25 protein-coding genes are annotated in these 26,843 nt (G+C 65.0%); 20 read left to right on the top strand and 5 right to left on the bottom strand.

Features of this window, described 5'->3' with window-relative positions; all coding sequences use genetic code 11:
* The first annotated feature begins 74 nt into the window (after positions 1-74).
* Entirely contained in the window at positions 75-1,076 is a 1,002-nt protein-coding gene (locus EV667_RS10070; RefSeq protein WP_131835229.1) for a LysR family transcriptional regulator, read from the top strand.
* 161 nt (positions 1,077-1,237) lie between these two features.
* Complete coding sequence (locus tag EV667_RS10065; protein ID WP_131835228.1) at positions 1,238-2,638, top strand: aspartate ammonia-lyase; 1,401 nt, start codon at positions 1,238-1,240, stop codon at positions 2,636-2,638.
* 31 nt (positions 2,639-2,669) lie between these two features.
* On the opposite strand, the gene EV667_RS10060 is transcribed toward EV667_RS10065, so the two are convergent.
* The gene (locus EV667_RS10060) at positions 2,670-3,338 is read right to left on the bottom strand and encodes a GntR family transcriptional regulator (RefSeq protein ID WP_131835227.1); all 669 of its coding nucleotides are present in this window, start codon (positions 3,336-3,338) and stop codon (positions 2,670-2,672) included.
* Positions 3,339-3,511: 173 nt separating this feature from the next.
* On the opposite strand from EV667_RS10060, the gene EV667_RS10055 reads away from it, so the two are divergent.
* From EV667_RS10055 to EV667_RS10020, 8 genes are all read left to right on the top strand, one after another.
* Positions 3,512-5,101, top strand: a complete 1,590-nt coding sequence (locus EV667_RS10055) for an ABC transporter substrate-binding protein (RefSeq protein ID WP_131835226.1) — start codon at positions 3,512-3,514, stop codon at positions 5,099-5,101.
* Between the two features lie 64 nt (positions 5,102-5,165).
* Positions 5,166-6,716, top strand: a complete 1,551-nt coding sequence (locus EV667_RS10050) for an ABC transporter substrate-binding protein (protein WP_165901590.1) — start codon at positions 5,166-5,168, stop codon at positions 6,714-6,716.
* A gap of 74 nt (positions 6,717-6,790) precedes the next feature.
* Positions 6,791-7,963: a mandelate racemase/muconate lactonizing enzyme family protein gene (locus tag EV667_RS10045; protein ID WP_131835224.1), complete on the top strand. Its 1,173-nt coding sequence runs from the start codon at positions 6,791-6,793 to the stop codon at positions 7,961-7,963.
* 8 nt (positions 7,964-7,971) lie between these two features.
* Positions 7,972-8,985: an ABC transporter ATP-binding protein gene (locus EV667_RS10040; protein WP_207907732.1), complete on the top strand. Its 1,014-nt coding sequence runs from the start codon at positions 7,972-7,974 to the stop codon at positions 8,983-8,985.
* Entirely contained in the window at positions 8,982-10,028 is a 1,047-nt protein-coding gene (locus tag EV667_RS10035; protein WP_131835223.1) for an ABC transporter ATP-binding protein, read from the top strand. The genes EV667_RS10040 and EV667_RS10035 overlap by 4 nt, the downstream gene beginning before the upstream one ends.
* Entirely contained in the window at positions 10,025-10,981 is a 957-nt protein-coding gene (locus EV667_RS10030) for an ABC transporter permease (protein WP_131835222.1), read from the top strand. Before EV667_RS10035 ends, EV667_RS10030 begins: the two co-directional genes overlap by 4 nt.
* On the top strand, positions 10,978-11,862 hold the full coding sequence (locus tag EV667_RS10025; protein ID WP_131835221.1) for an ABC transporter permease: 885 nt from the start codon (positions 10,978-10,980) through the stop codon (positions 11,860-11,862). Before EV667_RS10030 ends, EV667_RS10025 begins: the two co-directional genes overlap by 4 nt.
* A 22-nt stretch (positions 11,863-11,884) precedes the next feature.
* Positions 11,885-12,883 carry a hydroxyacid dehydrogenase gene (locus EV667_RS10020; protein ID WP_131835220.1) on the top strand — a complete coding sequence of 333 codons (999 nt, stop codon included), beginning with the start codon at positions 11,885-11,887 and terminating at the stop codon, positions 12,881-12,883.
* Positions 12,884-12,898: 15 nt separating this feature from the next.
* Here the strand turns inward: EV667_RS10020 and EV667_RS10015 are convergent, their stop codons facing one another.
* On the bottom strand, positions 12,899-13,792 hold the full coding sequence (locus EV667_RS10015; RefSeq protein WP_131835219.1) for a LysR family transcriptional regulator: 894 nt from the start codon (positions 13,790-13,792) through the stop codon (positions 12,899-12,901).
* Between the two features lie 173 nt (positions 13,793-13,965).
* Here EV667_RS10015 and EV667_RS10010 point away from each other — a divergent pair, with 173 nt between their 5' ends.
* From EV667_RS10010 to argE, 8 genes are all read left to right on the top strand, one after another.
* On the top strand, positions 13,966-14,379 hold the full coding sequence (locus EV667_RS10010) for a RidA family protein (protein WP_131835218.1): 414 nt from the start codon (positions 13,966-13,968) through the stop codon (positions 14,377-14,379).
* Positions 14,380-14,479: 100 nt separating this feature from the next.
* Positions 14,480-15,262 (top strand): transporter substrate-binding domain-containing protein, encoded by a 783-nt coding sequence (locus tag EV667_RS10005; protein WP_131835217.1) that lies wholly within the window; start codon positions 14,480-14,482, stop codon positions 15,260-15,262.
* 39 nt (positions 15,263-15,301) lie between these two features.
* Positions 15,302-16,705 (top strand): MmgE/PrpD family protein, encoded by a 1,404-nt coding sequence (locus EV667_RS10000; protein WP_207907731.1) that lies wholly within the window; start codon positions 15,302-15,304, stop codon positions 16,703-16,705.
* Positions 16,702-17,382, top strand: a complete 681-nt coding sequence (locus EV667_RS09995) for an amino acid ABC transporter permease (protein WP_131835216.1) — start codon at positions 16,702-16,704, stop codon at positions 17,380-17,382. The genes EV667_RS10000 and EV667_RS09995 overlap by 4 nt, the downstream gene beginning before the upstream one ends.
* On the top strand, positions 17,379-18,023 hold the full coding sequence (locus EV667_RS09990; RefSeq protein ID WP_131835215.1) for an amino acid ABC transporter permease: 645 nt from the start codon (positions 17,379-17,381) through the stop codon (positions 18,021-18,023). Before EV667_RS09995 ends, EV667_RS09990 begins: the two co-directional genes overlap by 4 nt.
* A gap of 68 nt (positions 18,024-18,091) precedes the next feature.
* Positions 18,092-18,886: an amino acid ABC transporter ATP-binding protein gene (locus EV667_RS09985; RefSeq protein WP_131835214.1), complete on the top strand. Its 795-nt coding sequence runs from the start codon at positions 18,092-18,094 to the stop codon at positions 18,884-18,886.
* 79 nt (positions 18,887-18,965) lie between these two features.
* The gene (locus EV667_RS09980; RefSeq protein ID WP_131835213.1) at positions 18,966-19,919 is read left to right on the top strand and encodes an agmatinase; all 954 of its coding nucleotides are present in this window, start codon (positions 18,966-18,968) and stop codon (positions 19,917-19,919) included.
* A 96-nt stretch (positions 19,920-20,015) separates the two neighbouring features.
* Positions 20,016-21,233 carry an acetylornithine deacetylase gene (gene argE, locus EV667_RS09975; RefSeq protein ID WP_131835212.1) on the top strand — a complete coding sequence of 406 codons (1,218 nt, stop codon included), beginning with the start codon at positions 20,016-20,018 and terminating at the stop codon, positions 21,231-21,233.
* On the opposite strand, the gene EV667_RS09970 is transcribed toward argE, so the two are convergent.
* The 3 genes from EV667_RS09970 to EV667_RS09960 form a co-directional block, all read right to left on the bottom strand.
* Positions 21,230-21,598 (bottom strand): response regulator transcription factor, encoded by a 369-nt coding sequence (locus EV667_RS09970; RefSeq protein ID WP_131835211.1) that lies wholly within the window; start codon positions 21,596-21,598, stop codon positions 21,230-21,232. The genes argE and EV667_RS09970 overlap by 4 nt on opposite strands.
* 112 nt (positions 21,599-21,710) lie before the next feature.
* Complete coding sequence (locus EV667_RS09965) at positions 21,711-22,370, bottom strand: response regulator transcription factor (RefSeq protein WP_131835210.1); 660 nt, start codon at positions 22,368-22,370, stop codon at positions 21,711-21,713.
* Positions 22,367-23,821 (bottom strand): two-component system sensor histidine kinase NtrB, encoded by a 1,455-nt coding sequence (locus tag EV667_RS09960; protein WP_131835209.1) that lies wholly within the window; start codon positions 23,819-23,821, stop codon positions 22,367-22,369. The genes EV667_RS09965 and EV667_RS09960 overlap by 4 nt, the downstream gene beginning before the upstream one ends.
* A 365-nt stretch (positions 23,822-24,186) precedes the next feature.
* Between EV667_RS09960 and EV667_RS09955 the strand changes: the two genes are divergently transcribed.
* Both EV667_RS09955 and EV667_RS09950 read left to right on the top strand, forming a co-directional pair.
* Positions 24,187-24,759 (top strand): helix-turn-helix domain-containing protein, encoded by a 573-nt coding sequence (locus EV667_RS09955; protein ID WP_342636721.1) that lies wholly within the window; start codon positions 24,187-24,189, stop codon positions 24,757-24,759.
* A 15-nt stretch (positions 24,760-24,774) separates the two neighbouring features.
* On the top strand, positions 24,775-26,835 hold the full coding sequence (locus tag EV667_RS09950; protein ID WP_131835208.1) for an FUSC family protein: 2,061 nt from the start codon (positions 24,775-24,777) through the stop codon (positions 26,833-26,835).
* The last annotated feature ends 8 nt before the right edge of the window (positions 26,836-26,843 follow it).

The raw sequence follows: 26,843 nt of genomic DNA, 5'->3' as shown, positions 1-26,843 counted from the left end.
AAGAGCTTGCGGCAATTGCTAATGTGAAATATTAATGGGATTAATAAACATATTCATCTGAGTTAATTTACGCGATGCCGATCCCTGATCTCAAGGCCCTGGAGATCGCGACGACGGTGATCGAGGAAGGCAGCATGAGCCGGGCCGCCTCGGTGCTCGGCCTGACGCAATCTGCCGTTTCGCAGGCCGTGAAGCGTGCCGAGGCACAGCTGGACGTGACGCTCATTCACCGGGAGCGCCGTCCCCTCGTCGCCACCGAAGCCGGGCGGGTGCTGGTCGCGCATATACGGGAGATCACGCTCCGCATCGAACGGGTCATCGAGGAGGTGCGCGCCACCGCCCTGCGGCCGGAACGACAGGATCTGCGCCTCGGCATGGTGGACACTTTCGCGTCCTCCGTCGGACCGCTCCTGATCCGCGACCTCATGGAAGGAGCTGTGGCGCTTCGCGTGACCGCCTTCTCTGGCCTCGCCCACGCGCATACCGACGCGCTGATGCGCTACGAAATCGACGCCGCCATCACCTGCGACACGATGGACGAGCTGGACGAGCTCATGCGTTTCCCTCTCTTTCGAGAGCCATTTGTGCTGGTGGCCCCTGTGGGCTGGGGCGACGCGCTGCAGGGGCGCCCGTTGCGGGACATTCTGCTTGAGCACCGACTGATCCGCTACAGTGCCCGCTCGCACACGGGGAGTCAGGTCGAGCGGCATCTGCGCCGGCTGCGCATCGAGCACCCGCATGTGCTGTCTTTCGACACGTCCGACTCGCTGCTGGCCATGGTTGCCGGTGGCGTCGGCGTGACCATCACAACGCCGCTCTGCCTTCTGCAGGGAGCGCTGCACCTGCCCGCGCTGGCGATCATGCCGCTACCGAGCCCGGGCTTCTCGCGCGAACTGACGCTTGTGACCCGTCGCGACGAACTTGGGCCGCTGGCCCCGCGCTTGGCCGAGGCGGCACGGGGAATGCTGGAGCGGTATACGCTTCCGCAGTTGGTCGGGCAGGTTCCCTGGCTTGCGGCCATCGCCGGGGAGATGATCCTGAGTCCCCTGTCCGCCGAGGCCGACCAGACGGACTGACCTTGCGACGGCTGCCCGAAACCGCGTCCCCTACCTCGCAATGCGGTTACTATTAGCGCGATTAATGCTTCTCAGTGAATCGCCTTAAATTTCGCTTCTTTCATTTAAAAATGCAGGCCCGTTTGCCAAGTTGCCGCATCTCTCAAGGGACGCGCGGGCTCATGCCGAACACTCGAACCGACACTGACAGCCTGGGCTCCAGGCACTTGCCGCAGGAGGCGCTCTACGGGATATCGACGCTCCGGGGTGGAGAGAATTTCGACATCTCCTTCCACAAACTCGGCCACGAGCCGGCGCTGCTCCGGGCGCTCGCGCGCATCAAGCATGCGGCCGCCGCGGCGAACGCGGAAATCGGCGTGCTGCCGGTTGACCTAGCCGAGGTGATCATCGCGGCCGCCGTCGAGGTCGTGGAGGGACGGCACGGCGAGCAGTTCATTGTGGATCTGATGGAGGGCTCTGGCGGCACCTCGATCAACATGAACGTCAATGAGGTGCTGGCGAACCGGGCACTCCAGCTGCTTGGCGGTCAGCCCGGTGACTATGCCCGGCTCCATCCCAACGACCACGTCAATATGGGGCAGTCGACCAACGACGTGGTGCCCGCAGCTGTGAAGCTCGCTGTCTATGACACGTCGCAGGCGCTGGTTGCGGCGCTTGTCCATCTGGCCGAGGCCTTCGATCAGCGCGCAGTGGCCTTCGACGACGTGCTGCGGCTGGGCCGGACCTGCATGCAGGCGGGGCAGCCCATGCGGCTGGGGCAGGCTTTTCGCGGCTATGCATCCGCCATCCGCCGGATCGCCAGCAGCCTTGGCCGCGCGCGCGACGAGATGCTGGTGCTGCCCCTGGGAGGGACGGCGATCGGTACCGGCTTCGGCTCGGCGTCGGGCTATCGCGGCGCCGTGTACCGGCATCTGAGCCGGCTCGTCGGAGCACCTGTCCGGCAGAGCGACGACCTGTTCGACGCCATGCAGAACGCCGACGCTTTCGCGCGGGTTTCCTCGGAAATTCGCATCGGCGCGGAGGTCATCGGGAAGATCGCCTCGGATCTCGTGATCCTCTCGTCCGATGGTCAGGCCGGGCTTGGTGAACTTAAGCTGCCCTCGGTGCAGCCGGGTTCCTCGATCATGCCGGGTAAGGTCAACCCCGTGCTCCCGATGATGATGCAGCAGGTGGCCTTCGCGGTGGTCGGCAACGATGCGGCGATTTCGCTGGCCTGCCTGAACGGCCAGCTCGAAATAAACCATTTCGAGCCGGTCATCGCCTCGCGGCTGCTGGGCTCGATCGACCTGCTGGCCCGGTCGACACGTATCTTCGCCGACAGGTGCATTGCCGGCATAGAGGCCGACCGCGAGCGGTCACTGGGCAATCTGATGCGGTCGCCCGCGCTGGCCACGCTCTTCGTGCCCAGCCTTGGCTATACCGAAGTCTCGAAGCTTGTTCAGTTGGCCGCCACCGAGAATCGTTCGTTCATCGAACTCGTCATCGAGCGCGGGTTGCTGAGCCATGACGACGTGCTCCGCTCGCTTCGCGACAGCACGGAATATCGTGAAGAGGCTGTGTGAGTTGACGTAATTCTAGCGGGGCGCGGTGCACCTACGCCCCGATCACGGCCTCTTCCATCCGCGCCAGCAGATCGTCGCGGGCATCGAGGCAATGCTCCAGCGCAACGCCGGCGGCGGCAGTGGCATCGCCGGAACGGATCGCATCGACCAGCCGGCGGTGCTGCGCGATGATCGCGGCGATGCGTGACGGCCCGAAGCCGTAACGCTGCCGGATGCCGACGACGAGTTCCCAGCCCTGATCCATGATGTCGGCCGCCACCGGATTGTCGGCCAGTACGGCAATCCGGCGGTGCAACGTGAGATTGGCCTCGACCATCGCGGCCGCACGGCCGCTGCCGGCGGCGTGCTCATAGGCAGCCGCAAGGCTGTCGAGCCCGTCTGCGTCGGTCGGGGTGATCCGCCCGGCGGCATTGCGGACCAGCAACGTCTCAAGCGCGGCGCGCGTGTCATGCATGTCGCGCACGAATTTCGGCGTGACCTCTCGAAGAATCGCACCCTTGTGAGGGTCGATCACAACGAGGCGGTCGCCCTCAAGCTGGCGCAACGCCTCGCGCACCGGGATATGGCTGACGCCGTAACGCGTGCTCAGCTGGGCGACCCGCAGGCGTTCGCCCGGCACGATTATGCCGCTGACGATGTCGCGACGAATGGCGCGCTCCACCCGCGCGGACATCGTCACATGCTCCATCGACTCGCTCACGACCTCACCCCCACTTGCCAAGCCCACATGCCATACCACGGCTCCGGCCGTTTCGATATTATATACAATTGGGTTGCCGGATAGAATTATATATAATATCTAAGTCTAGTTCGGCCTCTCTGGCCGCCAAAACGCAGCGGGCGAAAAAGACCCGCGCTTTGGGAGAAACGCCAATGTCGACCTTCATCCTTCCGAATGCCCGGGATGCGGGCGGCCTGCTGCCGCTCAGCCGCCGCCGCCTTTTGCAGTCCGGAACCATGGCCGTTCTGGCCGGCGCCTTTTCAACGCCGCTGATGGCGCAGGAGGCCCCGAAGAAAGGCGGCGTGCTGCGCATTGCCGCGCCGTTCAACCCGTCGAGCCTCGATCCGCTGACCGGCGGCGCGGGTTCCGATCACATGCTGCTCTACCCGCTCTTCGACACCCTCGTCGATTTCGAGCCCGCGACGCTGGCGCCGCGTCCCGGCCTTGCCACCTCCTGGGAATTCACCGACCCCAAGACGCTGGTGCTCACCCTGCGCCAGGGTGTGCGCTTCCATGATGGGGAAGTCTTCGACGCTGCCGCCGTGAAGGCTCATCTCGATCGCGCGAGAAGCGATCCGCGTTCCTCGGTGAAGGGTGACATCGCCTCGCTGGAAAGCGTCGAGGTGCTGGCGCCCGACAGGGTGGCCCTCCACCTCAACCGCCCCGACACCGCCCTACCCCTGATCCTCGCCGACCGGGCCGGGATGGTGACGTCGCCGAAGGGCGTCGCCGAGAAGGGACAACGGCACGACCGCGAGCCGGTCGGTACCGGCCCGTTCAAGCTGCAGACCTGGAACGACAACGACGTGGTCGTGATGGTCCGCAACCCGGACTACTGGAACCCGCGGCTGCCGCACCTCGACGGGCTGACCTTCCGCATCATCACCGACCTGAACACCGGCCTGCGCTCGGTGATTGCCGGCGAGAACGACTTCGCCTATCGGCTGAACCCGCAGCAGAAATTCGTCGCCGACCGTACCGGCGCCGGCAAGATCGTGGTGGCATCCAACCCAACCATTGCCGACTATCATCTCGTCTTCAACTACAAGCGCGAGCCGCTGAACAATGTGAAGGTCCGGCAGGCGATCAACTACGCGATCGACCGCGACGCCTTCAACAAGGCAGCGCTGATGGGGCTGGGCGTGCCGGCGCAAACCATGCTGCCGCCGGGCTATTGGGCGCACGATTCCGCGCTCGACAATTACTACGCCCACGACCCCGAAAAGGCGCGGGCCCTGCTGAAGGAGGCCGGCTTCCCCAATGGGGTGGACATCTCCTTCTTCGGCAATTCCGACCAGGCGTCCCAGCAGCGCCATGAGATCATCATGGAGCAGCTGCGCCAGGTGGGCATCCGCACCACGCTGATTTCCGGGTCCAATGCCGACATGTATCAGCGCTTCATGATCCGTGGCGAAGGGGACATGATCATGACGCTGTGGACCGGGCGGCCGGACCCCAGCCTGCCCTTCCTGCTGGTCTATGGCGAGAACGGCTTCAACAATGCCGGCAAGGTTCCGCCGCCGCCCGAACTGGCGGCCGCGCAGATCGCGAGCCAGACCGAGGCCACCGAGGAAGGCCGCAAGCGCGCCTTTGCCCAGCTCGAAAAGGCGGCGCTGGACCATGCGCTGTCGGCCGAGATCGCCTTCGTGCCCGGCATCGAGGTCTATGCCACGCGGGTGAAGGGCTATGAGCCGAACCTGCTCGGCAAACCCAAGCTCAACGGCATCTACCTCGCCGACTGAACCGCGCGGTGCCGGGAGTCTTCGCTCCCCGGCCGCTCCTGCTCACCTTCACGAAGGATCCATCATGATCACTCGTCGCCACGCCCTTCTCGGGCTCGGCGCGCTGGCGGGCTCGCCGCTGGCGCATCCCCTCCTCGGTCAACCCGCTTTTGGCCAGACGGCGAAAAAGGGCGGGACGCTCAAGATCGCGGCGCCGTTCAACCCGTCGACGCTCGACCCGTTGACGGGCGGCACCGGCTCCGACCACATGCTGCTCTACCCGCTGTTCGACACGCTGGTGGATTTCGAGCCGGCGACGCTGGCCGCCCGTCCCGGCCTTGCCACCTCCTGGACCTTTCCCGACCCCAAGACGCTGGTCTTCACCCTGCGCGAGAATGTGCGCTTCCACGATGGCGAGCCGTTCGATGCCGCCGCGGTGAAAGCTCATCTGGAGCGCGCCAAGACCGATCCGCGCTCGGCGGTAAAGAGTGAACTCCAGTCGATCGAGACGATCGAGGTGCTGGCGCCGAACAAGGTCGCACTGCATTTGAGCCGACCGGACACGGCGCTGCCGCTGATCCTCGCCGACCGCGCCGGCATGATCGCCTCGCCGAAGGCGGTCGCCGAAAGGGGGCGACGCCACGACCGCGAGCCGGTGGGCACCGGCCCGTTCAAGCTGGAAAAGTGGAACGACAACGACGTCGTGACCATGGTCCGCAACCCGGACTATTGGGACAAGGACCTGCCCCATCTCGACGGGCTGACGTTCCGCATCATCACCGATCTCAACACGGCACTGCGTTCGGTGATCGCCGGCGAGAACCAGTTCACCTACCGCCTCAATCCGCAGCAGAAGGTGGTTGCCGACCGCATGGGGGCCGGAAAGGTGGTCGTCAGCTCGACCCCGACGATTGCCGACTACCATCTGCTGTTCAATTACGGAAAGGGCCCGCTGGACGATGTGCGAGTGCGGCAGGCCATCAATTTCGCGCTCGACCGCGACGGCTTCAACCGCGCCGCGCTGATGGGTCTGGGCGTACCGGCGCAGACGATGCTGCCCCCCGGCTACTGGGCGCACGACCCCGCGCTCGACAATTACTATACCCACGATCCCGACAAGGCGCGCGCCCTGCTGAAGGAGGCCGGGCACGCGGACGGAGTCGACATTCAGTTCTTCGGCTATTCCGACCAAGCCTCCCAGCAGCGCCACGAGATCATCATGGAGCAGTTGCGGCAGGCCGGAATCCGCGCGCAGATGACGGTTGGCTCCAGTGCCGACATGTATCAGCGCTTCATTGTGCGCGGCGAAGGCGACATGCTCCTCGCCCTGTGGACTGGTCGCCCGGACCCGAGCCAGGCCTTCGCCCTCGTCTATGGCGCGAACGGCTTCAACAATGCCGGCAAGGTGCCGCCCCCACCGGAAATGGCACAGGCCCAGATCGAGGCGCAGTCCGTCGAGGACCCCGCCCAGCGCAAGGTGGCTTTCGCCAAGCTGGAGAAGGCCGCGCTGGAATTTGCCCTGTCGGGCGAGCTGGCTTTCGTGCCCGCCATCGAAATCCACGCGCCCAATGTGCGGGGCTACGTCCCCAATCTTCTCGGCAAGCCGAAGTTCAACACGCTCTACCTCGCCGACTGACCACCTCGCGGGCAGACATCTCGCGGGCAGGACTCTCGCCGACGGCGGACCCTCCAGCGCTACCGGGCATGCACATGAAAATCGTCAAGATCGAAGACCTCCACGCCAATGCCGGCTGGCGCACGACCTCGTTCCTGAAGATCACCACCGATGAGGGTCTCGTCGGCTGGTCGGAATACAGCGAGGATGTCGGCACCAAGGGGCTGACGGCGACCATTCGGGCGCTTGGCGAGCGCATCATCGGCCTCGACCCCACCCGCGCCGAATGGGTGATGGCGGTGCTTTACACCCAGACGGTGCCGGCCTGGTCCGGCATCAACCAGCATGCCATGGCGGCGATCGGCAACGCGCTGCTCGACATTACCGGCAAGGCGCTCGGCGTTCCCGTGCACGCGCTTTTCGGCGGCGCGGTGCGCGACCGGCTGCCCGTCTACTGGTCGCATTTCGGCACCTATCGTGTCCGCTATGGCGGGCGCTTCGACCTGCCGGCGGTGCGCGACTATGATGATGTGATGAAGCTTGGCGAGGAGGCGCGCCGCCGGGGCTTCCGTGCCATGAAGACCAATGTCACCCTGATGGAGGATGGCGTCCTCTCCAACTTCCGACCGGGCTTCGGCACCATGCCCGGCTTCCCGGCCCTCAACCCGCGCCCCGAGGTGATGCGCGGCCTCGCGCGGCAGCTGGAGGCGCTGCGCGCCGGTGCGGGCGAGGATGCCGACATCATGCTCGACGCCAATTTCCATTTTCGCACCGAGGGTTATCTGGAACTCATCCGTACCGTGGAGCCCTTCCGGCTCGCCTGGCTGGAGCTCGACACCTATGATCCGCAGAGCCTCGCCTTGCTGCGGCGCGAGGCGGGTTTTCCTATCGCCAGCGGCGAGTCGCTCTACACGCGCCGCAGCTACCGCCCCTTCCTCGACGCCTATGCGATGGATGTCGCCATCGTCGACGTGCTGTGGAACGGCTTCCTGGAAGCGGTGAAGATCGCCTCGCTGGCTGACACCTATGAGGTGAACGTGGCACCGCATAATTTCTACGGGCACCTCGCCGATCACATCAGCGCGCATTTCGCCGCCCTGGTGCCCAATCTGCGGATCATGGAGATCGACATCGACGACGTGCCCTGGAAGGGCGAGTTCGTCACCCATCAGCCGGTGATCGAGAATGGCGAGATGATCGTTCCGAGCCGGCCGGGCTGGGGCACCGATGTCGACGAGGCGGCCGTGCGCCGCCGCCCGCCGAACTGAGGCCCGTCATGGCGGATATGACCTCCCCTGTTCCGAGCGCCCCGCTGCTCGACGTGCGCGACCTCGGCATCGCCTTCCGCAGTGGTGCGGGAATGGTTCAGGTGACGCGCGACGTTACCTTCGCCATCGCTCCCGGCGAGACCGTGGGCCTTGTCGGCGAAAGCGGCTGCGGCAAGACCGTTACCGGCCTCGCCCTCATGGGCCTGCTGCCGAGCGCCACCAGCCATATCACCGGCAGCGTGCAGTTGGAGGGCGAGAACCTCATCGGCATGCCGGCGCGCCAGCTCCAACGGCGGCGTGGCGCGAAGATCAGCATGATCTTCCAGGAGCCGATGAGCGCGCTCGATCCGGTATTCACCATCGGCCAGCAGATCAGCGAGACCCTGCGCGCCCATCGCAGCGTCTCGGCGAAGGAGGCCCGCGAGCGTGGCATCGAGGCGCTGGCACGGGTGGGCATTCCCGAGCCGGCTCTGCGCTTCGATGCCTATCCGCACCAATTGTCCGGCGGCATGCGCCAGCGCGCCATGATCGCCATCGCCATTGTGTGCGAGCCCCGGCTGCTGATCGCCGATGAGCCGACCACCGCGCTCGACGTCACCGTGCAGGCGCAGATCGTCGATGTGCTCGGCGATCTGTGCGCGCGTCTCGGCATGGCCATGCTGTTCATTACCCATGATCTCGGCCTCGTCGCCCAGACCTGCTCGCGGTTGGTGACGATGTACGCCGGCGAGGTGATCGAGCAAGGTCGCATCGACGATATGCTGGTGCGCCCGCGCCATCCCTACACCTCGGGCCTGCTGCGTTCGTTGCCGGCGCTGGCGGCGCGCAAGACGAAGCTGCCGGCCATTCCCGGTCGCGTGCCGATGCGCGGTGAAATGCCGGATGGCTGCCGCTTCCGCCCACGCTGCGACTTCGCGCTGCCGCCCTGCGAGGCACCCCAGCCGCTCGATCCGGTGCCGCCGGTCGGCCAGGTGCGCTGCTGCCGCAACGACGAGCTCGAACTCAAGGGAGTGTTGTCATGAACGCTCGTGCGACAACGCCAATCGTCTCCATCGACGATGTCGGGGTGCATTTTCCGGTCAGTCGTGGGCGCACGCTGAAGGCAGTGGACGGCGTCAGCCTCGACGTCATGCCGCGCGAGACCTTCGGCATCATCGGCGAGTCAGGCTCGGGCAAGACCACGCTCGGCCGGGCCGTCGTCTGCCTTGAAAAGCCCTCGGCCGGCCGCATCCTGCACGCCGGCATCGACCCGTACGGCCTGTCCTCGCGCGAGCTGCGTCGCCATCGCCGTGGATACCAGGTGATTTTCCAGGACCCCAACGCGGCGCTCGACCCGCGCATGACAATTCTCAAATCCATCCGCGAGCCGATGGACGTCGCCGGCGAACTCACCGTTCCGGAGCGGCACAACCGCGCCATCGAGATGATGGAACGGGTGGGGCTCAGCCCGGACTTCGCCTCGCGCTACCCGCACGAACTGTCCGGCGGCCAGAAGCAGCGCGTGTGCATCGCCCGCGTACTCACCCTGCGGCCCGAACTGATCGTATGCGACGAGGCCGTGTCGGCGCTCGATGTCTCGATCCAGGCGGACATTCTCAACCTATTCGCCGAACTCCAGGCCGAGTTCGGCCTGACCTATATCTTCATCACCCATAATCTCGGCGTGGTTGCCCATGTCAGCGACCGGATCGCGGTCATGTATCTCGGCCGCATCGTGGAGATCGGCCGCGCCGAGGACGTGGTGGGCACGCCCGGCCATCCTTATACCGAGGCGCTGCTCTCCGCCGAGCCGGTGGCGCTGCCCGCGCATCTGCGCGGCCAGAATCGGGTGATGCTTCAGGGCGAACTTCCCAGCCCGATCGCGCCGCCCTCCGGCTGCCGGTTCCGCACCCGCTGCCGCTTCGTGCAGCCCATCTGCGCGCAGACGGAGCCGCCGTGGCGCGAGACCACGCCGGGACACGCGAGCGCCTGCCATTTCGCCGGAGAACTGCCGATGATGTCGGGAGCGGAACTGCACCCGCTGAAAGCGGGTCAGCCCGGAAGAACCGTGGAGACGGGGCTATGAGCCGGCGCACGTTGAAGGTTGTCGGCTGGCGCCTGCTTCAGGTCGTGCCGGTGATCGTTCTCGCCACCTTCGCCGTTTTCGGACTGCTCCAACTGGTGCCGGGCGACCCCGCGGCCGTCATCGCGGGCGAAACGGCCACCGCCGAGCGCATCGCCCAGATCCGCGAGATGCTCGGGCTCGACCTGCCGCTCTGGCAGCAATATGCGCAATGGCTTGGCGGCGCGGTGCAGGGCGACCTTTCCACCTCGCTGATCACCGGCCTGCCGGTGCTCGACGAAGTGCTGCGGCGCCTTCCCAATACGCTGCTCATCGTCTTCTACGCATTGTTGCTGGCGGTCGGCATTTCGTTGCCGCTCGGCATCCTCGCAGCCACCCACGTGGATGGCCGCGTCGATCGCTTCGTCACCAGCATTGCCTCGCTCGGCATCACCGTGCCGAACTTCTGGGTGGGCATGATCCTGGTCGGCCTGTTCGCGCTGCAGTTCGGCTGGTTCCCCACCACCGGCGCCGTGTCGATCACCGAGGACCCAGGTCGGGCACTGTGGCACGCCACGCTGCCGGCCATCGCCCTCGCCTCCAGCGGCATCGCGGAAATAACCCGGCAATTGCGGAGCGCCCTGATCGAGGTCCTGTCCTCGCAATATGTGCGGACACTCCACGCCAAGGGCCTCTCGCAAAGCCTCATCCTGTGGAAGCACGGCCTCAAGAATGTCTCGCTGACCCTGCTGACAGTGATCGGCCTCGTGTTCAACCGCACGCTTGGCGCCACCGTCGCCATCGAGGCCGTGTTCGCTATTCCCGGAACCGGCTCCCTCGTCGTCGCCTCGGCCACCAACAAGGATTTTCCCGTGGTTCAGGGAGTGGTATTCATCCTCGTGATGATCGTCATTCTCTGCAACCTGTTGATCGACATCCTTTATTCCATCCTTGATCCGCGGATGAACAAGCAATGAGCGTTCTCAGCGAGGGCGCCGTGCGCCCGGTTCCCGCTCCCCGCCGGCGCAGCCGCTTCATGGCGTGGATGCGCGCCGACACGCGCGCCGCCGCCTCTCTGGTGTTCCTGATCCTGCTCGTCGGCGCCTCGCTGCTGGCCAATTGGGTAGCGCCCTATTCCCCGCTCGAGCAGAGCATGGACATTCTCGCCCCGCCGAGCGCCGCGCACCTGCTCGGCACAGACGATCTCGGCCGCGACGTGTTCAGCCGGCTGGTTCATGGCGCCCCCGCCTCGCTCTATGCCAGCGTCCTCGCGGTGCTGATCGGCACGTCGATCGGCCTGCCCTTCGGTGTGCTGGCCGGCTATCTCGGCGGCTGGGTCGACACGGCGGTCAGCCGCGTCATCGACACGATCCTGTCCTGCCCCAGCATCGTGCTCGCCATCGCGGTCACGGGGGCGCTCGGCATCGGCCTCACCAACAGCATGATCGCGGTCGGCATCGTGTTCTCGCCCGGCCTTGCGCGGCTCATCCGGGTGCAGACCATGATCGTCAAGGGCGAACTCTATGTCGACGCGGCCCGCACCTTCGGCATGTCGACGCCGCGGCTCGTGCTACGCCACATCCTGCCCAATGCCATCCAGCCGATCATCGTGCAGGTGACGCTGCTGCTGGCCACGGCACTTCTCGCCGAGGCGAGCCTCAGCTTTCTCGGCCTCGGGGTCCAGCCGCCGCATCCGAGCTGGGGGCAGATGCTCGCGCGGGCCTACGCCTATATGGAGATCGCCCCCGCGCAGATGTACGCGCCCGGCCTCGCGATCATGTTCACCGCCCTCGCCTTCAACGGGCTCGGCGAATCGCTGCGCTCGCAGCTCGACCCCACCCGCCGCCGCAGCGACTGAGCGCCCGGCAACGAGGCTTTTGATGACGACCTTCCGCGTACTCGCCACCTCCCCGCTCCATCCCGATGCCGAGGCGTTCCTGCGCGAGCGCTGCACCTATCTGGTCGCTCCCGACATCGAGCCGGACACGCTTCGGCGCGCGGTCGGCGATGTCGACGCACTCATTGTGCGGGTGAAGCTGCCCGACGATATCTTCGACCACGCGCCACGCCTGAAGGCCTGCATCCGCCATGGCGTTGGTCTCGACTTCGTCCCGGTCAAGGCGGCGACGCGTGCCGGTGTCATCGTGGGCAACCTGCCCGATGCCAACACCCAGGCCGTGGTCGAGCACGCGGTGGGTTGCGCGCTTCTGCTGGCCAAGGACTTCCATGCCCTTGCCCAGGAATTCCGCGCGCAGGGATGGACCGCCCGCGACCGGCACCCGAGCCTCGAGCTTGCCGGGCGCACGGTCGGCATCGTCGGCTGCGGCCGCATCGGCCGGGGGGTGGCCCGCGCCCTCAAGCAGGCCTTCGGCATGCGGGTTCTCGGCTATAACCGTTCCCCGGCGACTACAGGCGACGATATCGAGCCGGCGACGCTCGACCAGTTGCTCCGCGAGGCCGATATCGTGGTCCTGACCCTCGCCCTCGCCCCGGAAACGCGCAGCCTGATGAATGCGCAACGGCTCGCGGCGATGAAGCCGGGCGCCTTTCTAATCAATGTGGCGCGCGGTGAACTGATCGACGACGCGGCACTGGTGGCGGCGCTGGAGAGCGGGCATCTCGCAGGCGTGGCGCTCGACGTCTTCGATCGCGAGCCGCTACCCCCCGACCACCCGCTTCTGGCGGCGCCGCGTCTGTTTCTCACGCCCCACACTGCCGGAGGGACCCGCGAGAGCCTGCGCCGCATGAGCATGGAGGCGGCCCGAGACGCGATCGACGTGCTGCAGGGAAACCCGCCGAGCCACCTGATTAACGCGGAACTCTGGCCCGGCTACATCGAACGCATGCGCAGCGGCGGGACTAATAACGCGGCCGTGTGAGAGGCGAAAAGCGCGTCACCCCGATGAACGTTCGGACCGAAAGGAATGGACGCGCTTCAATATATTCAAGAATACCTTTATTCGCTGACTGATCGGGCGCGCGGTTGAAAAGATCGCGCATCCCTCATGCTGAAAGACAGGGCTGCTCTCTTCTATGGTGAGATTGAACCTTGTCTTTATCAGATCGCCGTAATGCGTGGGAAGCATGCCCTGGTAGAAGCCTGTGGCCACCATTGCGGCGACGGAATCGAGGCCTGCGGCATTCGGGCCACGGTGGTACCGTCCGGATCGGATGGCCTGCTCCACATAAGGGTGCTGGCGATAAACGAGAGGCAGGTTCGGTATTTTGGACTTCTCGACCATATCCGCCACGTAAACCCTGTGTATCTCGCGATAGATCGGGACATGGAAAAAATCGCGATCGTCCGTGTACTTACCGCGTATGACGAGGTCGACACGGCCTTCATTTAGCGACTGGGCCAGTTCGTTGAACGTCATCACCAGAATCTGCGGCTCCACTCCTGGAGCCAGGCGTCTCATCTCGGTGAGGGCTTCGGGCAGCTTGCAGTCGGGATGTGTCAGCGTGTGCTCGCCGATCCCGATCGCCAGCCTTCCCGACAAGATGCCGTGAACGGCGTCGATCTCGGGGCGGATGCGTCCGAGGGCCTGGAAGGCGGCCGAGGCCAGATCAAGCGCGACATCCCCTTCCGGCGTCAGACGAAAGCCGCTGCGCCCTCTCTCGCACAGCCGCACACCGAGGCGCGCTTCCACCTCGCGGACATGGCGACTGATCGAGGGCTTTGACATGGCAAGCTTTCTCTCGGCCGCCGCAAACCCGCCCGCCTCCGCAACCGCGCAAAAAACCCGCAGCGACCGAAGATCCCGCTCATCAAAATCAAGCTTCATCATGCGCGATACATATCAAAAAACAAAACATAGGTCGCAAAAAAATCGCTTTTCGTTACGTGACGACCTTCGTAAGGTCGCGGGGTTCACAAGAATACCCGCGCGGAGTTCCTTTGGATCTTCGGCTTACCGGCTGTTCATGAAGCTCGCGCACAAGCACAATCAGGAATGTGACGATGGCCCACACTCGAATCCGCAAGTTCAATACAAAAGTGACCTATCCTGAACAGAGCATCGACAACGACCTCTGCCAGGCTGTCATTGCTCGCGGAACGACCGTCTACCTGCGCGGCCAGATCGGGCAGGATCTCGATACATCCGAATGCGTCTGCATCGGCGACGTCACAGGCCAGACCGAGCAGGCGATGAAGAATATCGACATGCTGCTGAAGGAATGCGGCAGCCAGCTCGATCATATCTGCAAGCTGACGATCTACATCTCCGATCCCCGCTACCGTGAGGACGTGTATCGCGTGGTCGGCCGCTGGCTGAAGGGTGTGTTCCCGGTTTCGACCGGCATCGTCGTCACGGCCTTCGCCCGCACTGAATACCTGGTCGAAGTGGACGCAACGGCCGTTATTCCGGACTGAGAGCCCCACATGCTCTGATCCGGCCTGCCACGATGGTTCCGCGGACGCACCTGCGGAACCATCCGACAACATCAACCTTCCAGCAATAAGGGTGTAGGCAATGACCGCACGTATTCTGTTCGCAGCCGCCATTGGTCTCATGGCGACGCTTGGCACTGTTCCGGCCGTCGCTGATGCGCTGGACGACATCATCGCGCGCAAGACGCTCCGTGTCGCCGTCCCGACCGACTATCCCCCGTTCGGCTCGGTCGGCACCGACATGCAGCCGCGCGGCATGGACATCGACGTCGCCAACCTGATCGGCGAGAAGCTCGGCGTGAAGGTCGAGCTCGTGCCGGTGACGGCACCGAACCGCGTCGCCTATCTCCAGTCCGGCAAGACCGACCTCACCATCTCCTCGCTCGGGAAGACCGAAGAGCGGGCGAAGGTGATCGACTTCAGCATCGCCTACTCGCCGTTCTTCGACGCCGTCTTCGGCAAGAAGGAGCCGCCGGTCAAAGAATATGCCGACCTCTCCGGCAAGACCATTTCGGTGACGCGCGGTTCCATGCAGGACAAGGAACTCGAAGACCTCGCGCCGAAGGCGGAGGTCAAGCGCTTCGAGGACAACAACAGCACCATCGCGGCGTTCATGTCCGGCCAAGTGGAGATGTTCGCTTCGGGCACGCCCGTCGCCGCCGCCATCAAGCGTCGCAACCCCGATCTCGATCTGGAGCTGAAGATCGTGCTGGCGAATTCCCCCTGCTATGTCGGCGTCGTTAAGGGCGAGACGCGACTGCTGGACAAGGTCAACGAGATCATCCGCGAGGCCAAGGCCAATGGCGAGATCGACCGGCTGTCCGTGACGTGGCTCGGCGCCCCCGCCGGCGAGCTTCCCGAGTAACGAACCGTTACGAACGGCATAGGGTGCAGGCGGTTAGCGATGAGTCCCACTCCCCGGAATCCTTCTCTCCTTCTGGCGGAGTGGGCCTCGGCCGCGCGCGCAGCCGACATTCCCGATCGCATCCGCCAAATCGTGAAGGCGTGCGTGATCGATACTGTCGGCGTCGCCCTCGCCGGCACCCGCACGCCGGTGGCGGGCATCGCGCGCCAGTTCGCGGAGCGGAACGCCCCGGCGGGCCGGTCGGAAATCTGGGGAGCGGAATCCCACGTGTCGGCCGCCGGCGCCGCCTTCAGCAACGCGACCGCCGCCCATGCGCTCGATTTCGACGATAATTGCTATGCTGGCTTCGTCCATGGCTCGGCGGTCATCATCCCCGCTGCCTTCGCCATCGCGCAGGAGATCGGGGCGACAGGCGCCGAACTCATCACGGCGATCACCGTCGGCGCGGAGTGTGAATACGCGGTCGGCGCTGCGGCCGGCCAGGGCCTCTATGACAAGGGCTGGTGGACCACCGGGCTGCTCGGGCCGATCGGCGCGGGCGTCGCGGCCGGCCACCTCCTGCGGCTCGATGCGCGGCAGATGCGCGCCTGCATCGGGCTGGCGGTCGCGGGCGCGGGCGGCAGCAAAAGCTGCTTCGCCACCGACGCCAAGGCGCTTCTTGCGGGGCAGGCAAGCGAATTTGGCGTCAAATGCGCCTATCTGGCCGCCAGCGGCGCCAGCGGGCCGGACGAGCCCTTCACTCACCCCAACGGGTTCGCCGCGCTTCATACCGATGGCGCGTTCGATGGCGCAGCTTGCGCCGAACTCGGCCACTCATGGCGTCTGGAGACGCCGGGCATCGACATCAAGAAATTTCCGATTTGCCTGTCCTCGCACGCGGCCGTCGACGTGATGATCGACATCATGTCGCGCGAGGGCGTTTCGCCAGACGAGGTCGAGAGCGTCCTGTGCGATGTCCCGCCTGTCGTCGTGGCCAATCTGAAATATGCCGCGCCTGCCACCACACGCGAGGCGCAGTTCAGCATGGAGTTCGCGATCGCCGCGACCCTGTGCTTCGGAGCGCCCGGCCTGGAGCAGTTGAACGACGACGTGCTCACCAGTGCCGCCATGCGCGCCATGATGCCGCGTGTGCGCATGGTGAGCGGCCCGATGTGGGACGCGGAACGTCGCGCGGCGGCGCCGGAAGGAGCGTCCGTAGTAATCTCCCTGAGGGATGGGCGCACCTATTCCGGCTATCAGACCCACGCCCTCGGAACCGCGGTCAATCCCGTGCCTGCGGCGCATCTGCGCGCGAAATTCCTGCTCTGCGCGGAACCCGCGCTCGGAAGGCCGGCGGCGCAGCTTCTGCTGCAGGCCCTTGACGATCTGGATACCGAAGGCCCGGTCCATGATCTCCTGAATGCGGCCCTTACAGGCTCACTCACGCGGATGCCCTGCGAATGAACCTTTCATCGTTCATCGATGTCTTCCATGCTTGGCCGAGCCTGCTGAACGGTCTGGTCATGACCGTGATGCTCACGCTGGTCTCTTCGTTCCTGGGCGTCGTTCTCGGCACCTTGTGTGCGTGGGGGAGCCTGAAGGGACCGAAAGCGGTTCGCTGGTTCATTCGCGGCTATGTCGAGTTCTTCCGCAATACGCCGTTCCTCGGCCAGATCTTCTTCATCTTCTTCGGATTGCCAGCCCTCGGCCTGAGGCTGGACCCGGTCACCGCGGCGCTCGTCGCCCTGACGATCAACCTCACCGCCTATGCCTGCGAAATCATCCGCGCTGGCATCGAGGCGACGCCCGCAGGCCAGTTCGAGGCGGCCAGCAGCCTCGGGCTGAAGCCGGCCCAGGCGTTCTTCCTCGTCATCATTCCTCCGGCGTTCCAGCGCGTGTGGCCAGCCATGACGAGCCAGCTGGTGATCATCCTGCTGGCCTCGGCGCTGTGCAGCCAGATCTCGGTCGCCGAGCTTTCCTATGAAGCCAACATGATCGCGAGCCGGACGTTCAGGAATTTTGAGGCCTATATCGTCGTCACCCTCATTTATCTCGGCCTCGCCGTCCTGTTCCGGGAAATGCTGACCTGGGTCGGACGCCGCTTTGTCTACGGCGAATTTGCCACGGGGGCTCAGCGATGAACGACTTCACGACCTGGGACGTCTTTCGCAACCTGCTCGCCGCCGTGCCGTGGACGATCTATCTCTCGCTGATCGCGTTCGCCGGAGGCGCGGCCGTCAGCCTGATCCTGCTGAGCCTGCGGTTCGCCTTTCCGCGCGTCGCCGGCAGGCCGGTTCGTCTGTATGTGCAGGTGTTTCAGGGAACGCCGTTGCTCATGCAGCTCTTCCTTGTCTATTTCGGGCTGGCGCTGATGGGCGTGCAGACGACGCCTCTGTTCGCCGCCAGTCTCTGCCTCTCGGTCTATAGCAGCGCCTATCTCACGGAGACCTGGTACGGCTGCGTCCTGGCGGTGCCGAAGGGGCAGTGGGAAGCCTCCTCGAGCCTCGGCCTCAAGCACTGGCAGCAGATGCTTCTGATCGTCCTGCCGCAGGCCCTGCGCCTGTCGGTTCCGCCGACGGTCGGGCTGATGGTGCAGATCGTCAAGAACACCTCGCTCGCCTCCATCGTCGGCTTTGTCGAGTTGACCCGCGCGAGCCAGATCATCGCCAACGCAACCTTCGAGCCGTTCCTGGCCTATGGCGCCGTGGCGCTCATCTACTTCGTGATCTGCTTCTCGATCTCGCTGTGCGGCAGGCATCTGGAAAAACGGATCCGGATCTGACCGCGCGAGGCGCCACAGTGCGCCCGCCGATAGAAGCCCGATCGAACCGCAAAGGCTCACGCTTCCCCATGTCGAACCTCGCCTCGTCAGCCGCGCTTGCGCAGGCCTCTCCCTCGTCCGCGCCATCCGGCCATGCCATCGAACTCGTTGGCGTCAACAAGTGGTACGGAGAATTCCACGTTCTCAAGGACATCAATCTGAAGGTGCATCGCGGCGAGCGGATCGTGATTTGCGGGCCTTCGGGCTCGGGCAAGTCGACGATGATCCGCTGCATCAACCGGCTGGAGGAGCACCAGCAGGGCACGATCATCGTGGACGGGATTGAGTTGACCAACGACCTCAAGCGGATCGACGAGATCCGTCGCGAGGTCGGCATGTGCTTCCAGCACTTCAACCTGTTTCCCCACCTCACCATTCTGGAGAACCTCACGCTGGCGCCGATCTGGGTCCGCAAGATGCCCAAGAAGGAGGCGGACGAGCTGGCCATGCACTTCCTCACCAAGGTGAAGATCCCCGAACAGGCGCACAAATATCCCGGCCAGCTCTCCGGCGGCCAGCAGCAGCGCGTCGCCATCGCCCGCGCGCTGTGCATGAAGCCGAAAATCTTGCTGTTCGATGAGCCGACCTCGGCGCTCGACCCGGAAATGGTCAAGGAAGTGCTGGAGACGATGGTGAGCCTGGCGGAAGAGGGCATGACCATGCTGTGCGTGACGCACGAGATGGGCTTTGCCCGTCAGGTGGCCAACCGGGTGATCTTCATGGATGCCGGGCAGATCATCGAGATGAACGAGCCGGAACCGTTCTTCTCCAACCCGCAGCACGAGCGCACCCGCCTGTTCCTCAGCCAGATCCTCGGACACTGACGGCACCCGAACCGCCCTGCCCGCCCGAGCCCGACCGTCGCCTGTGGCCACATTGACGTCGATGACAAGGAAAACGTGCATGCCCCTTACCATCCCCGCCAAGGCCGAGCATCGGACCTTCCTTTACTCCGAGCCCTGCAACGATCTCGACGCACTGAACGCGGATATCGCCTATCTCGGCATCCCCTATGGCGATTCCTACACGTTCGGCGAGATTGCGAGCGACCAGAGCCGTGGCGCGCTGGCGATGCGCCGGGCGACGGGCCGGATTCTCCGTGCCATCGAGCGCTATGATTTCGACATTGGCGGCCCGCTCTACGACAACCGGCCGATCCGCGCCGTCGATTGCGGGGACGTGTATGCGGACCCGCGCGAGCTGAAGGACCATCTCAAGCGGGCCGAAGAGGCCGTGCGCAAGATCCTGGCTTCCGGTGCGATGCCGATCATTTTGGGCGGCGATCATTCGATCCCTATCCCGGTGCTCAGGGCTCTCGACGATCAGGGACCGATCACACTGATCCAGATCGACCAGCATCTCGACTGGCGCGAGGAAATTAACGGCGTCACGCAGGGGCTCTCCAGCCCGATCCGCCGTGCATCGGAAATGGATCATATCGGCGAGATATTTCAGATCGGCCTTCACGCGAGCGGCAGCGGCCGGCAGGAGGAGTTCGATGCCGCCAAGGCCTATGGCGCGCACCTCATCTCGTCCTACGAGCTCCACGAGCGCGGCATCCAGCGCGCGCTCGACATGATCCCTGCCGGGGGGCGCTATTACATCACGGTCGATCTCGACGCTTTCGAGCCGGGCATCGCGCCGGGGGTCGCCGCCCCCTGCGCGGGTGGCATGACCTTCATGCAGGCTAGAAGCCTCATCCACGGCCTCGTGAACAAGGGACGCGTGGTCGGCATGGACGTGGTGGAAATCACGCCCGCCACCGACGTCAACGACATCACCTGCATCACCGCCGGCCGCCTGATCGTGAACCTCGTCGGCGCCGCTGTCCGCGCCAATTATTTCGGCGCCAAATAGGCCGTGACAGGCAGGGACGGCAGCGGCCGGAATGCGTGCCGCAGCCTCGCGCCATGGCTGCCCGATGGGTCCTCGTCGCTTCCGGGATACCGCTCCATGAACGTCGTGCAGATACTCGAACGCCTGGTGAGCTTTCCCTCGGTCGTCGGCACACCGAACGGCGCCATCGTCGACTGGATCGCCGCCTATCTGGAGAGCCATTCGGTCAGGGTCCACGTCCTGCCCGGGCCGGAAGGGGACCGCGCCAATCTCTTCGCCACGCTGGGGCCGGAAGACCGGCCCGGCTATATCCTTTCGGGCCACATGGACGTCGTCCCCGCGCAGGAGGCGGAATGGCGCTCCGATCCCTTCACGCTGCGGGCGGAAGGCTATGCGCTGTACGGGCGTGGCACGAGCGACATGAAGGGTTTTCTCGCGGCCGTGCTCGCGAGTGTCCCGGCCCTCAAGGCCGGCCGGCTCGGTCGTCCCCTCCACATCGCGTTCTCCTACGACGAAGAGGCGGGGTGCCGCGGCGCACCTCACCTTATTTCGCGGTTGTCGGAGCTGTGTGCGCCACCGCTAGGCGCCATCATCGGCGAGCCCAGCGGCATGAGGGGCGTGCGCGCCCATAAGGGGAAGGCGGCGGCACGCATCCGCGTCGAGGGTCGTGCGGGTCATTCCTCGCGTCCCGACCAGGGGATCAACGCGATCCACCTCATGGCCGAGGTGCTGGCAAAGGCCGTGGACACGGCAAATGCGCTGGCCGAGGGGCCGCATGATCCAACCTTCGAGCCTCCCTACTCATCCATGCAGATCGGCACGATAGCCGGCGGGCAGGCACTCAACATCGTTCCCGACTTGTGCGTGGCCGATCTTGAGGCGCGCGCCATTCCGGGCATAGCGCCAAGCGCGCTCCTCGAACCCGTCTACGCTGTTGTCCGGTCGCTCGCCGCGCGTGGCGTCACTGCAACGTGGGAGAAGCTGAGCGATTATCCCGCGCTCTGCCTTCCCGTCGATGCGCCGCTCGCCAAGCTGGTGGAAAAGCTCACGGGAGAGCCGTCATTGGCAGCCGTCAGCTACGGGACGGAAGCCGGGCTCTACCAGAATGCGGGCATTCCCTCGATCATATGCGGCCCCGGCGACATCGCGCGTGCGCATAAGCCGAACGAGTTCATCCGCCTCGATGAACTGACATCATGCCAGACCTTCATCGAGGCGCTGGGGGCGGCCCTGTCGCACGATCGCGGCGATGACCATGAGAAGTGGAGCGGGCCGGCTGAAGAACGTGCGGGCACGGGGCGCGCAACGGATGGCGAGGCGCGCATAGGCGCCTAGCCCGGGAGAGGCCGGCCTTTCAGCGCCTGGAACACGAAGCTCATCATGGTGTCGGCGTCGAAAGGCTTGGAAAGGAAACCGAGGGCCCCCGCTGCCTGCGCGCGCCGCCGCACCCGCTCCTCGGGAAAGCTGGTGATGAAGATGACCGGCAACTCTGCGCCGCGCGAGCGCAGAACATCGAACAGCTCGAGGCCGCTCATGGTCGGCATCTGGACATCGCTGATCAGGCAATGGGTCTCTCGCATGGTCGACGAAGCGAGAAACGCTTCTGCCGAAGAGAACACGTTCGTCTTGAAGCCGAAAGACCGAATAAGGCTTTCGGTCGCGATACGGACCGACTCATCATCATCGACGATGGCGATCATCGGGACTTCGGACACGAGGTATTCCTTTCGCCGTCAAAGCGGCACGCCTTGGCGCGTCCCAACGAGAATGGGGCGAGAGGTCTGAGATTTAAATTATACTCAGGTTTGCAATCTACGCTTTTGGGATGCCAAGGCCGAGCGTTTCCGCCATGCGCACCAGATCCGCCAAGGATTTGGCGTTCATTTTACGCATCACATGGCCACGATGAATCTTCACGGTGATTTCGGAGAGGTTGATCTGTGCGGCAACCTGCTTGTTCATCAGCCCGGAGGTCACGAGCGACATGACTTCCTTCTCGCGAGCGGTCAACGACTGGTACAGCGCGCGGATCTCAGTCGAGGCTTTGTCCGCCTCGCTCTGCTTGCGGTCGTTCTCCAGCGCCGTCGCCACAGCGTCCAGCATGTCCTGATCGCGGAACGGTTTTGTAAGGAAGTCGACCGCGCCGGCCTTCATCGCCCGTACCGTCATCGGGATATCGCCATGGCCCGTCATGAAGATGATTGGCATGTTCATGGGCGATGTCGCGATTTGCGACTGGAAGTCGAGCCCGCTGACGCCCGGCAGGCGGATATCCAGCACCAGGCACCGCGGTGCGGCAGGGGGCTTAGCGGCCAGCAGTTCCGTCGCCGAGCCGTAGAGCTCGACGCGCAGCCCGACGGAGCGGAACAGGCTGCTGAGCGCTTCGCGCAGCGCCTCGTCATCATCGACCACGATCACCGTGGGCGAGGACGCCGCGACGGGCGTGCGACTGGACGAAGAAGTGGAGATCAAGGCACCGGATCCTTCAATGCGGGCAGTCCGACGGTGAAACTCACCCCATGATCGGCATTGGTCTCGAACGAAATGCGGCCGCCATGGGCTTCGATGATGGAACGGCAGATCGACAGTCCCATGCCGAGGCCCTCCTTCTTCGTACTGTAGAACGCCGTGAAGAGCTGGTTTGCACTCTGCTCGTCGATGCCAATGCCCGTGTCACGCACCTCGACCGTCACGATATCCGTGCCGCTGGGCTCGCGGGCCTCGCGCGTGGCAATCGAGAGTTCGCGGGCCCACCCGGAGACGCCCGCCATGGCCTGGATGGCGTTCATCAGCAGGTTGATGACGACCTGCTGTAACTGCACGCGATCGCCGGAAATATCGGGCAGCGAAGCTTTGAGGTCGAGCCCGACGCTGACGCTGTGGGAATCCGCCTCCCGCTGCACCAGCATCAGGGCGTCCTCGACGATTTCGTTGAGATTGACCGGCATGTGATCCGGGTCGTCACGGCGGGCCAACGCGCGCAGGCGGGCGATCACGTTGTTGGCGCGCTTGCCACTGCTGATCATGCGTTCCACCGAGGCGCGGGCTTCGCCAAGGTCCGGCACCTCGCGCCCGAGCCAGCGCAGGCCAGCCTCGCCATTGGTGATGACAGCCGCAAGCGGCTGGTTGACCTCATGGGCGATGGAGGCGGTGAGTTCGCCCATGGTCGCGACACGCATTGCGTGAGCGAGCTCGGCCTGGGCTTTCTGCAACATCGCCTCCGAGTGTTTGCGTTCGGTGATGTCGTTATTGGTCTCCATCACCGCGACGGGGCGGCCCGCCTTGTCCATTTGCACCGACCAGCGGCTGAGCGCGATGACCTGCGTGCCGTCGCGCTTGAAGTGTACGAGCTCGCCGGACCACTGGCGATCCGCCAGCAGGGCGGCCTGGATGCTGGCAGGCGTATCGGGAAATCTAGTGCGCAGCAGGCCGGCGGCCGTCTGGCCGACGGCTTCCGCCGGGCTCCAGCCATAGAGCTGTTCGGCACCCTGGTTCCAGTAGATGATGCGGTCGGCCATATCGCGCACGAAGATGGCGTCATGGGTGAGGTTCAGCAAATTGGCCTGATCACGCAGGGCTGACGTCACCTGCTGGTTTCGCAGGGTCAGGATGCTCGTGATCGAGATGGCGGAGAGGCTCACGCCCAATCTGACCAGTGCGGAGCTGTCCCAGTCATGCCGGTGCACGATCAGGAAGCTGATGGTGGTGAGGGCTATGCAGCCCCCGGAAACCGCCAGCACGCCACGTCGCCCGAGAAAGTGGGCGGATGGCATGATGACGGCGACGTAAAGGACAGCAATGGCCGTGTCGAGCGGCGTGAGCGTGTCGACGGCAAAGATCGGGGCGGCCATGATGAACGCGACGACCGGGAAAAAATACGGGGAACCTCCGCTACCCTCACCCCGCGCGCCCTTGATTTCCACGTGCCGACCCCTTGCTGCCGCCGTCTGTTCAGCTCGTCATGACGCATCGTCAGATCGCGCATGACGGTTCAACACGCCCAGTAAAGCTTTCTCGTTCGCACGGTCTAGAACAGAAGCGAGAAACGGAGCAACAGCCTGCTTTCCCGGCGGGCGAAAGCAGGCCGTTCCGCTCGCCACGCACAGGAGAGCCGGCGGGATGCTACCGAACCGCCGTCGAGATGAGTGGCAGGGGCATCTGAATATACCAAGGTATGAGGGCTGGTATCCAAGAGCATATCCGACGAAACGCACGTACAATATTGCGCTGTCGGAATACGCCTACTCTCAGGTCATCGCATTAGCTGATGATCTTGAGAGGATTTCAGATGCATTCCCCAGCAGCCACCACAACTGTAAACGGCGTGTATTTCGAGGCCACCGACCGTCTCCAGCAAGAAGACGGCCAGATCAGTGGCACAGGCCGCAACCCGCGGGTCAAGTCGGCGCTGCCGAAATGGCGCCTCAAGCGCGTCATCGAGTATGTGAACATGAATATCGCGGAGCGCGTCAGCCTCGCGGACATGGCTGGCGCGGCCGGTCTGAGCCGGATGCATTTCGCGGCGCAGTTCAGGATCGCCACCGGGCAGCGTCCGCACGATTTCCTCCTGCGCTGCCGCATCGAGATCGCGCAGGAACTGCTCGCCGGGACCAACCAGCGCATCATCGACATTGCCATGGCGGTCGGCTTCCAGACGCAGGCGCATTTCACCACCGTGTTCAAGCGCCTTGCCGGCGACACGCCGCGCCAGTGGCGTCTCAAGGGGACGCGCACGGCCACCGCCCTGACGTCGCGCCACCGCCCCCTCGCGGACCACGCGCCGCGCGCCAGCCTCGGGCTTGTTGCGCTCGGCTGGGAAGGTCGCGCCGCAGCCCAGCCGCGCCACGGCGTCACCAACTAGAGCCCGGCAAAAACGATGAGCGAACTACACGACTTGCCCAATCGACAGTCCGGTAGTCCGCTCGCCGTTTTCGAGGCGGCGCTGGCGCAGCTCCAGCTTCTACGGCCGCGAATTGTGTTCGGGCTACGCCTCGCAACGTCCGTCTGCCTCGCGCTTTACATCACCTATTATCTCGAACTGCAGAATTCATTCTGGGCGGCGACGACCGCCGCCATCGTCTGCCAGCCCAATCTCGGCGCCTCGCTGCAGAAGGGGCGCTACCGCGCGATCGGAACCGTCATTGGCGGGCTGGTGATGGTGGCTCTGCTCGCCATGTTCCCGCAGCACCGCAACTCGCTGCTTCTCTGCCTGGCGCTGTGGTGCGGCCTGTGCGGTTTCGCGGCCGTCTTGCTGCGCAACCTGGCGTCCTATGCTGCTGCCTTGTCCGGAATCACGGCCGTAATCATCTTCGCCGATACGTTGGCGGACCCGAGCGGGGCCTTTTTTCTCGCCGTCATTCGGGTGAGTGAGATCTGCATCGGCATCGCCTCGGCCGGCTTCGTGATGGTGCTCACTGATTTCGGCGCCGCGCGGCGGCAACTCGCCCACACGCTTCGGCAGACCGCCGAGCAGCTTGCGTCCGGGTTCGTCGCGACGCTGTCGCAAGGCGGCGACACGCCCGATCTGGTGTCCGCGCGACGCAGCGTGACCCGTGGCCTTGGCTCGCTGCATCTGCAGATTGATGCCGCCATCGGCGAATCCTCCTATCTGCGTTCCCGAACGGGTAATTTCCGGGTCATGATTGAGGCGCTGGTCGGCGCACTGGTCGGCTGGCGCAATGCCGGCACCCATCTCGCCCTCCATGGCGATGGCCGGCCCCTGATCCGCGAGCGGCTGGTTCCGCTTCTTGAAAGCATCGACCTTGCGCAGCTCAACCGTGCTCCCCGGCAGCTGGCGCATACCGCCGGAGAAGTCGCGGCCCAGCTGCGGGCACTCCCAGTCACCGATGATGGCAACCGCATCGCCATCGAAGCCGCGCGCGACGTCGTGGCAGGGTTGAGCGGCCTGATCGACGCCATCGTCCTGCTGTGCGAGCGAAACAGCCCGCGCGTCGCGGCGCCAACGCAGCCGCTCGTCACCGCCGATCTGCTGCCGGCGCTTCTGAACGGCGCCCGGGTTTTTGTGGCGGTGCTTGCGATGTCGGCGTTCTGGGTGGTCTCCGCCTGGCCGAATGGCGCCTTCGCCATCGTGTTCGCGGCCGCCGGCACGCTCATCTTCGGCTCCTTCGGCGATCAGGCGCGCGTTCTGGCGAAGGACTATGCGATTGGCGCGGCGTCGATGGTGGTGCTGGGCGCCGTGCTCTATTTCGGCGTCCTGCCCGCCCTTTCGACCTTTCCGGCGCTTGTCGCCGTGCTTGGCCTGCTCTTCATCACTCTCGGCATCCTGCAGGCCGGCACATGGCACAGTGTCACCTTCCTCGGCATGTCCGTCGCCTCTCTTCCCCTGCTGGGGGTGGGCAACCCGGCCAGCTATGACGCGGTCGCCTACTTCAACCTCGCCTTGTCGATCGTGACCGGAACGGTCGTCGGCATGCTCTTCTTCGTCGTCATGCCGACGATCCCACCGCAGCTGCGCGCCCGCCGCCTGCTGGCTCTGTCGCTTCGGGATTTCCGTCGGCTGGCACGCGGCGCCGGGCGAACGGACCACGCCCACTGGACCGCGCTGTTGACGCGGCGCGCCGAGGCCCTGCCGCCGCAAGCGACGCCCGAGGACGCCGGCAGCCTGATGGCGCTGCTCTCGCTGGGGCAGGCCGTCATTCATCTGAGAACGCTGATGTGCCGCGAACCCGTGGCCGGCGACCTGCAGCGCGCCTTGGACGCCCTCGCTGCGGGACAGCTCGCCATGGCCCGGGAGCTTCTGGAAAGCCTCAGCCACGGGGGCAGTCTCACAGCGGATACGATGGACGATGCATCCATGTCCCGGCCGGGGCAGGCACGTGCGGCGGCGGCGGTGATCCTCGACATCATCGACCTCCATGGCGAACTGCTCACCACGCCGCCCGACGCGCGCGCGCTCTTCCTGTCGGCGTTCGGCTGAAAAGGAGA

The sequence above is a fragment of the Ancylobacter aquaticus genome, assembly GCF_004339465.1.
GTDB classification, from domain to species: Bacteria; Pseudomonadota; Alphaproteobacteria; order Rhizobiales; family Xanthobacteraceae; genus Ancylobacter; species Ancylobacter aquaticus.
Note: the sequence above shows the minus strand (reverse complement) of the source record. Positions and strands in the feature narration are given on the sequence as shown.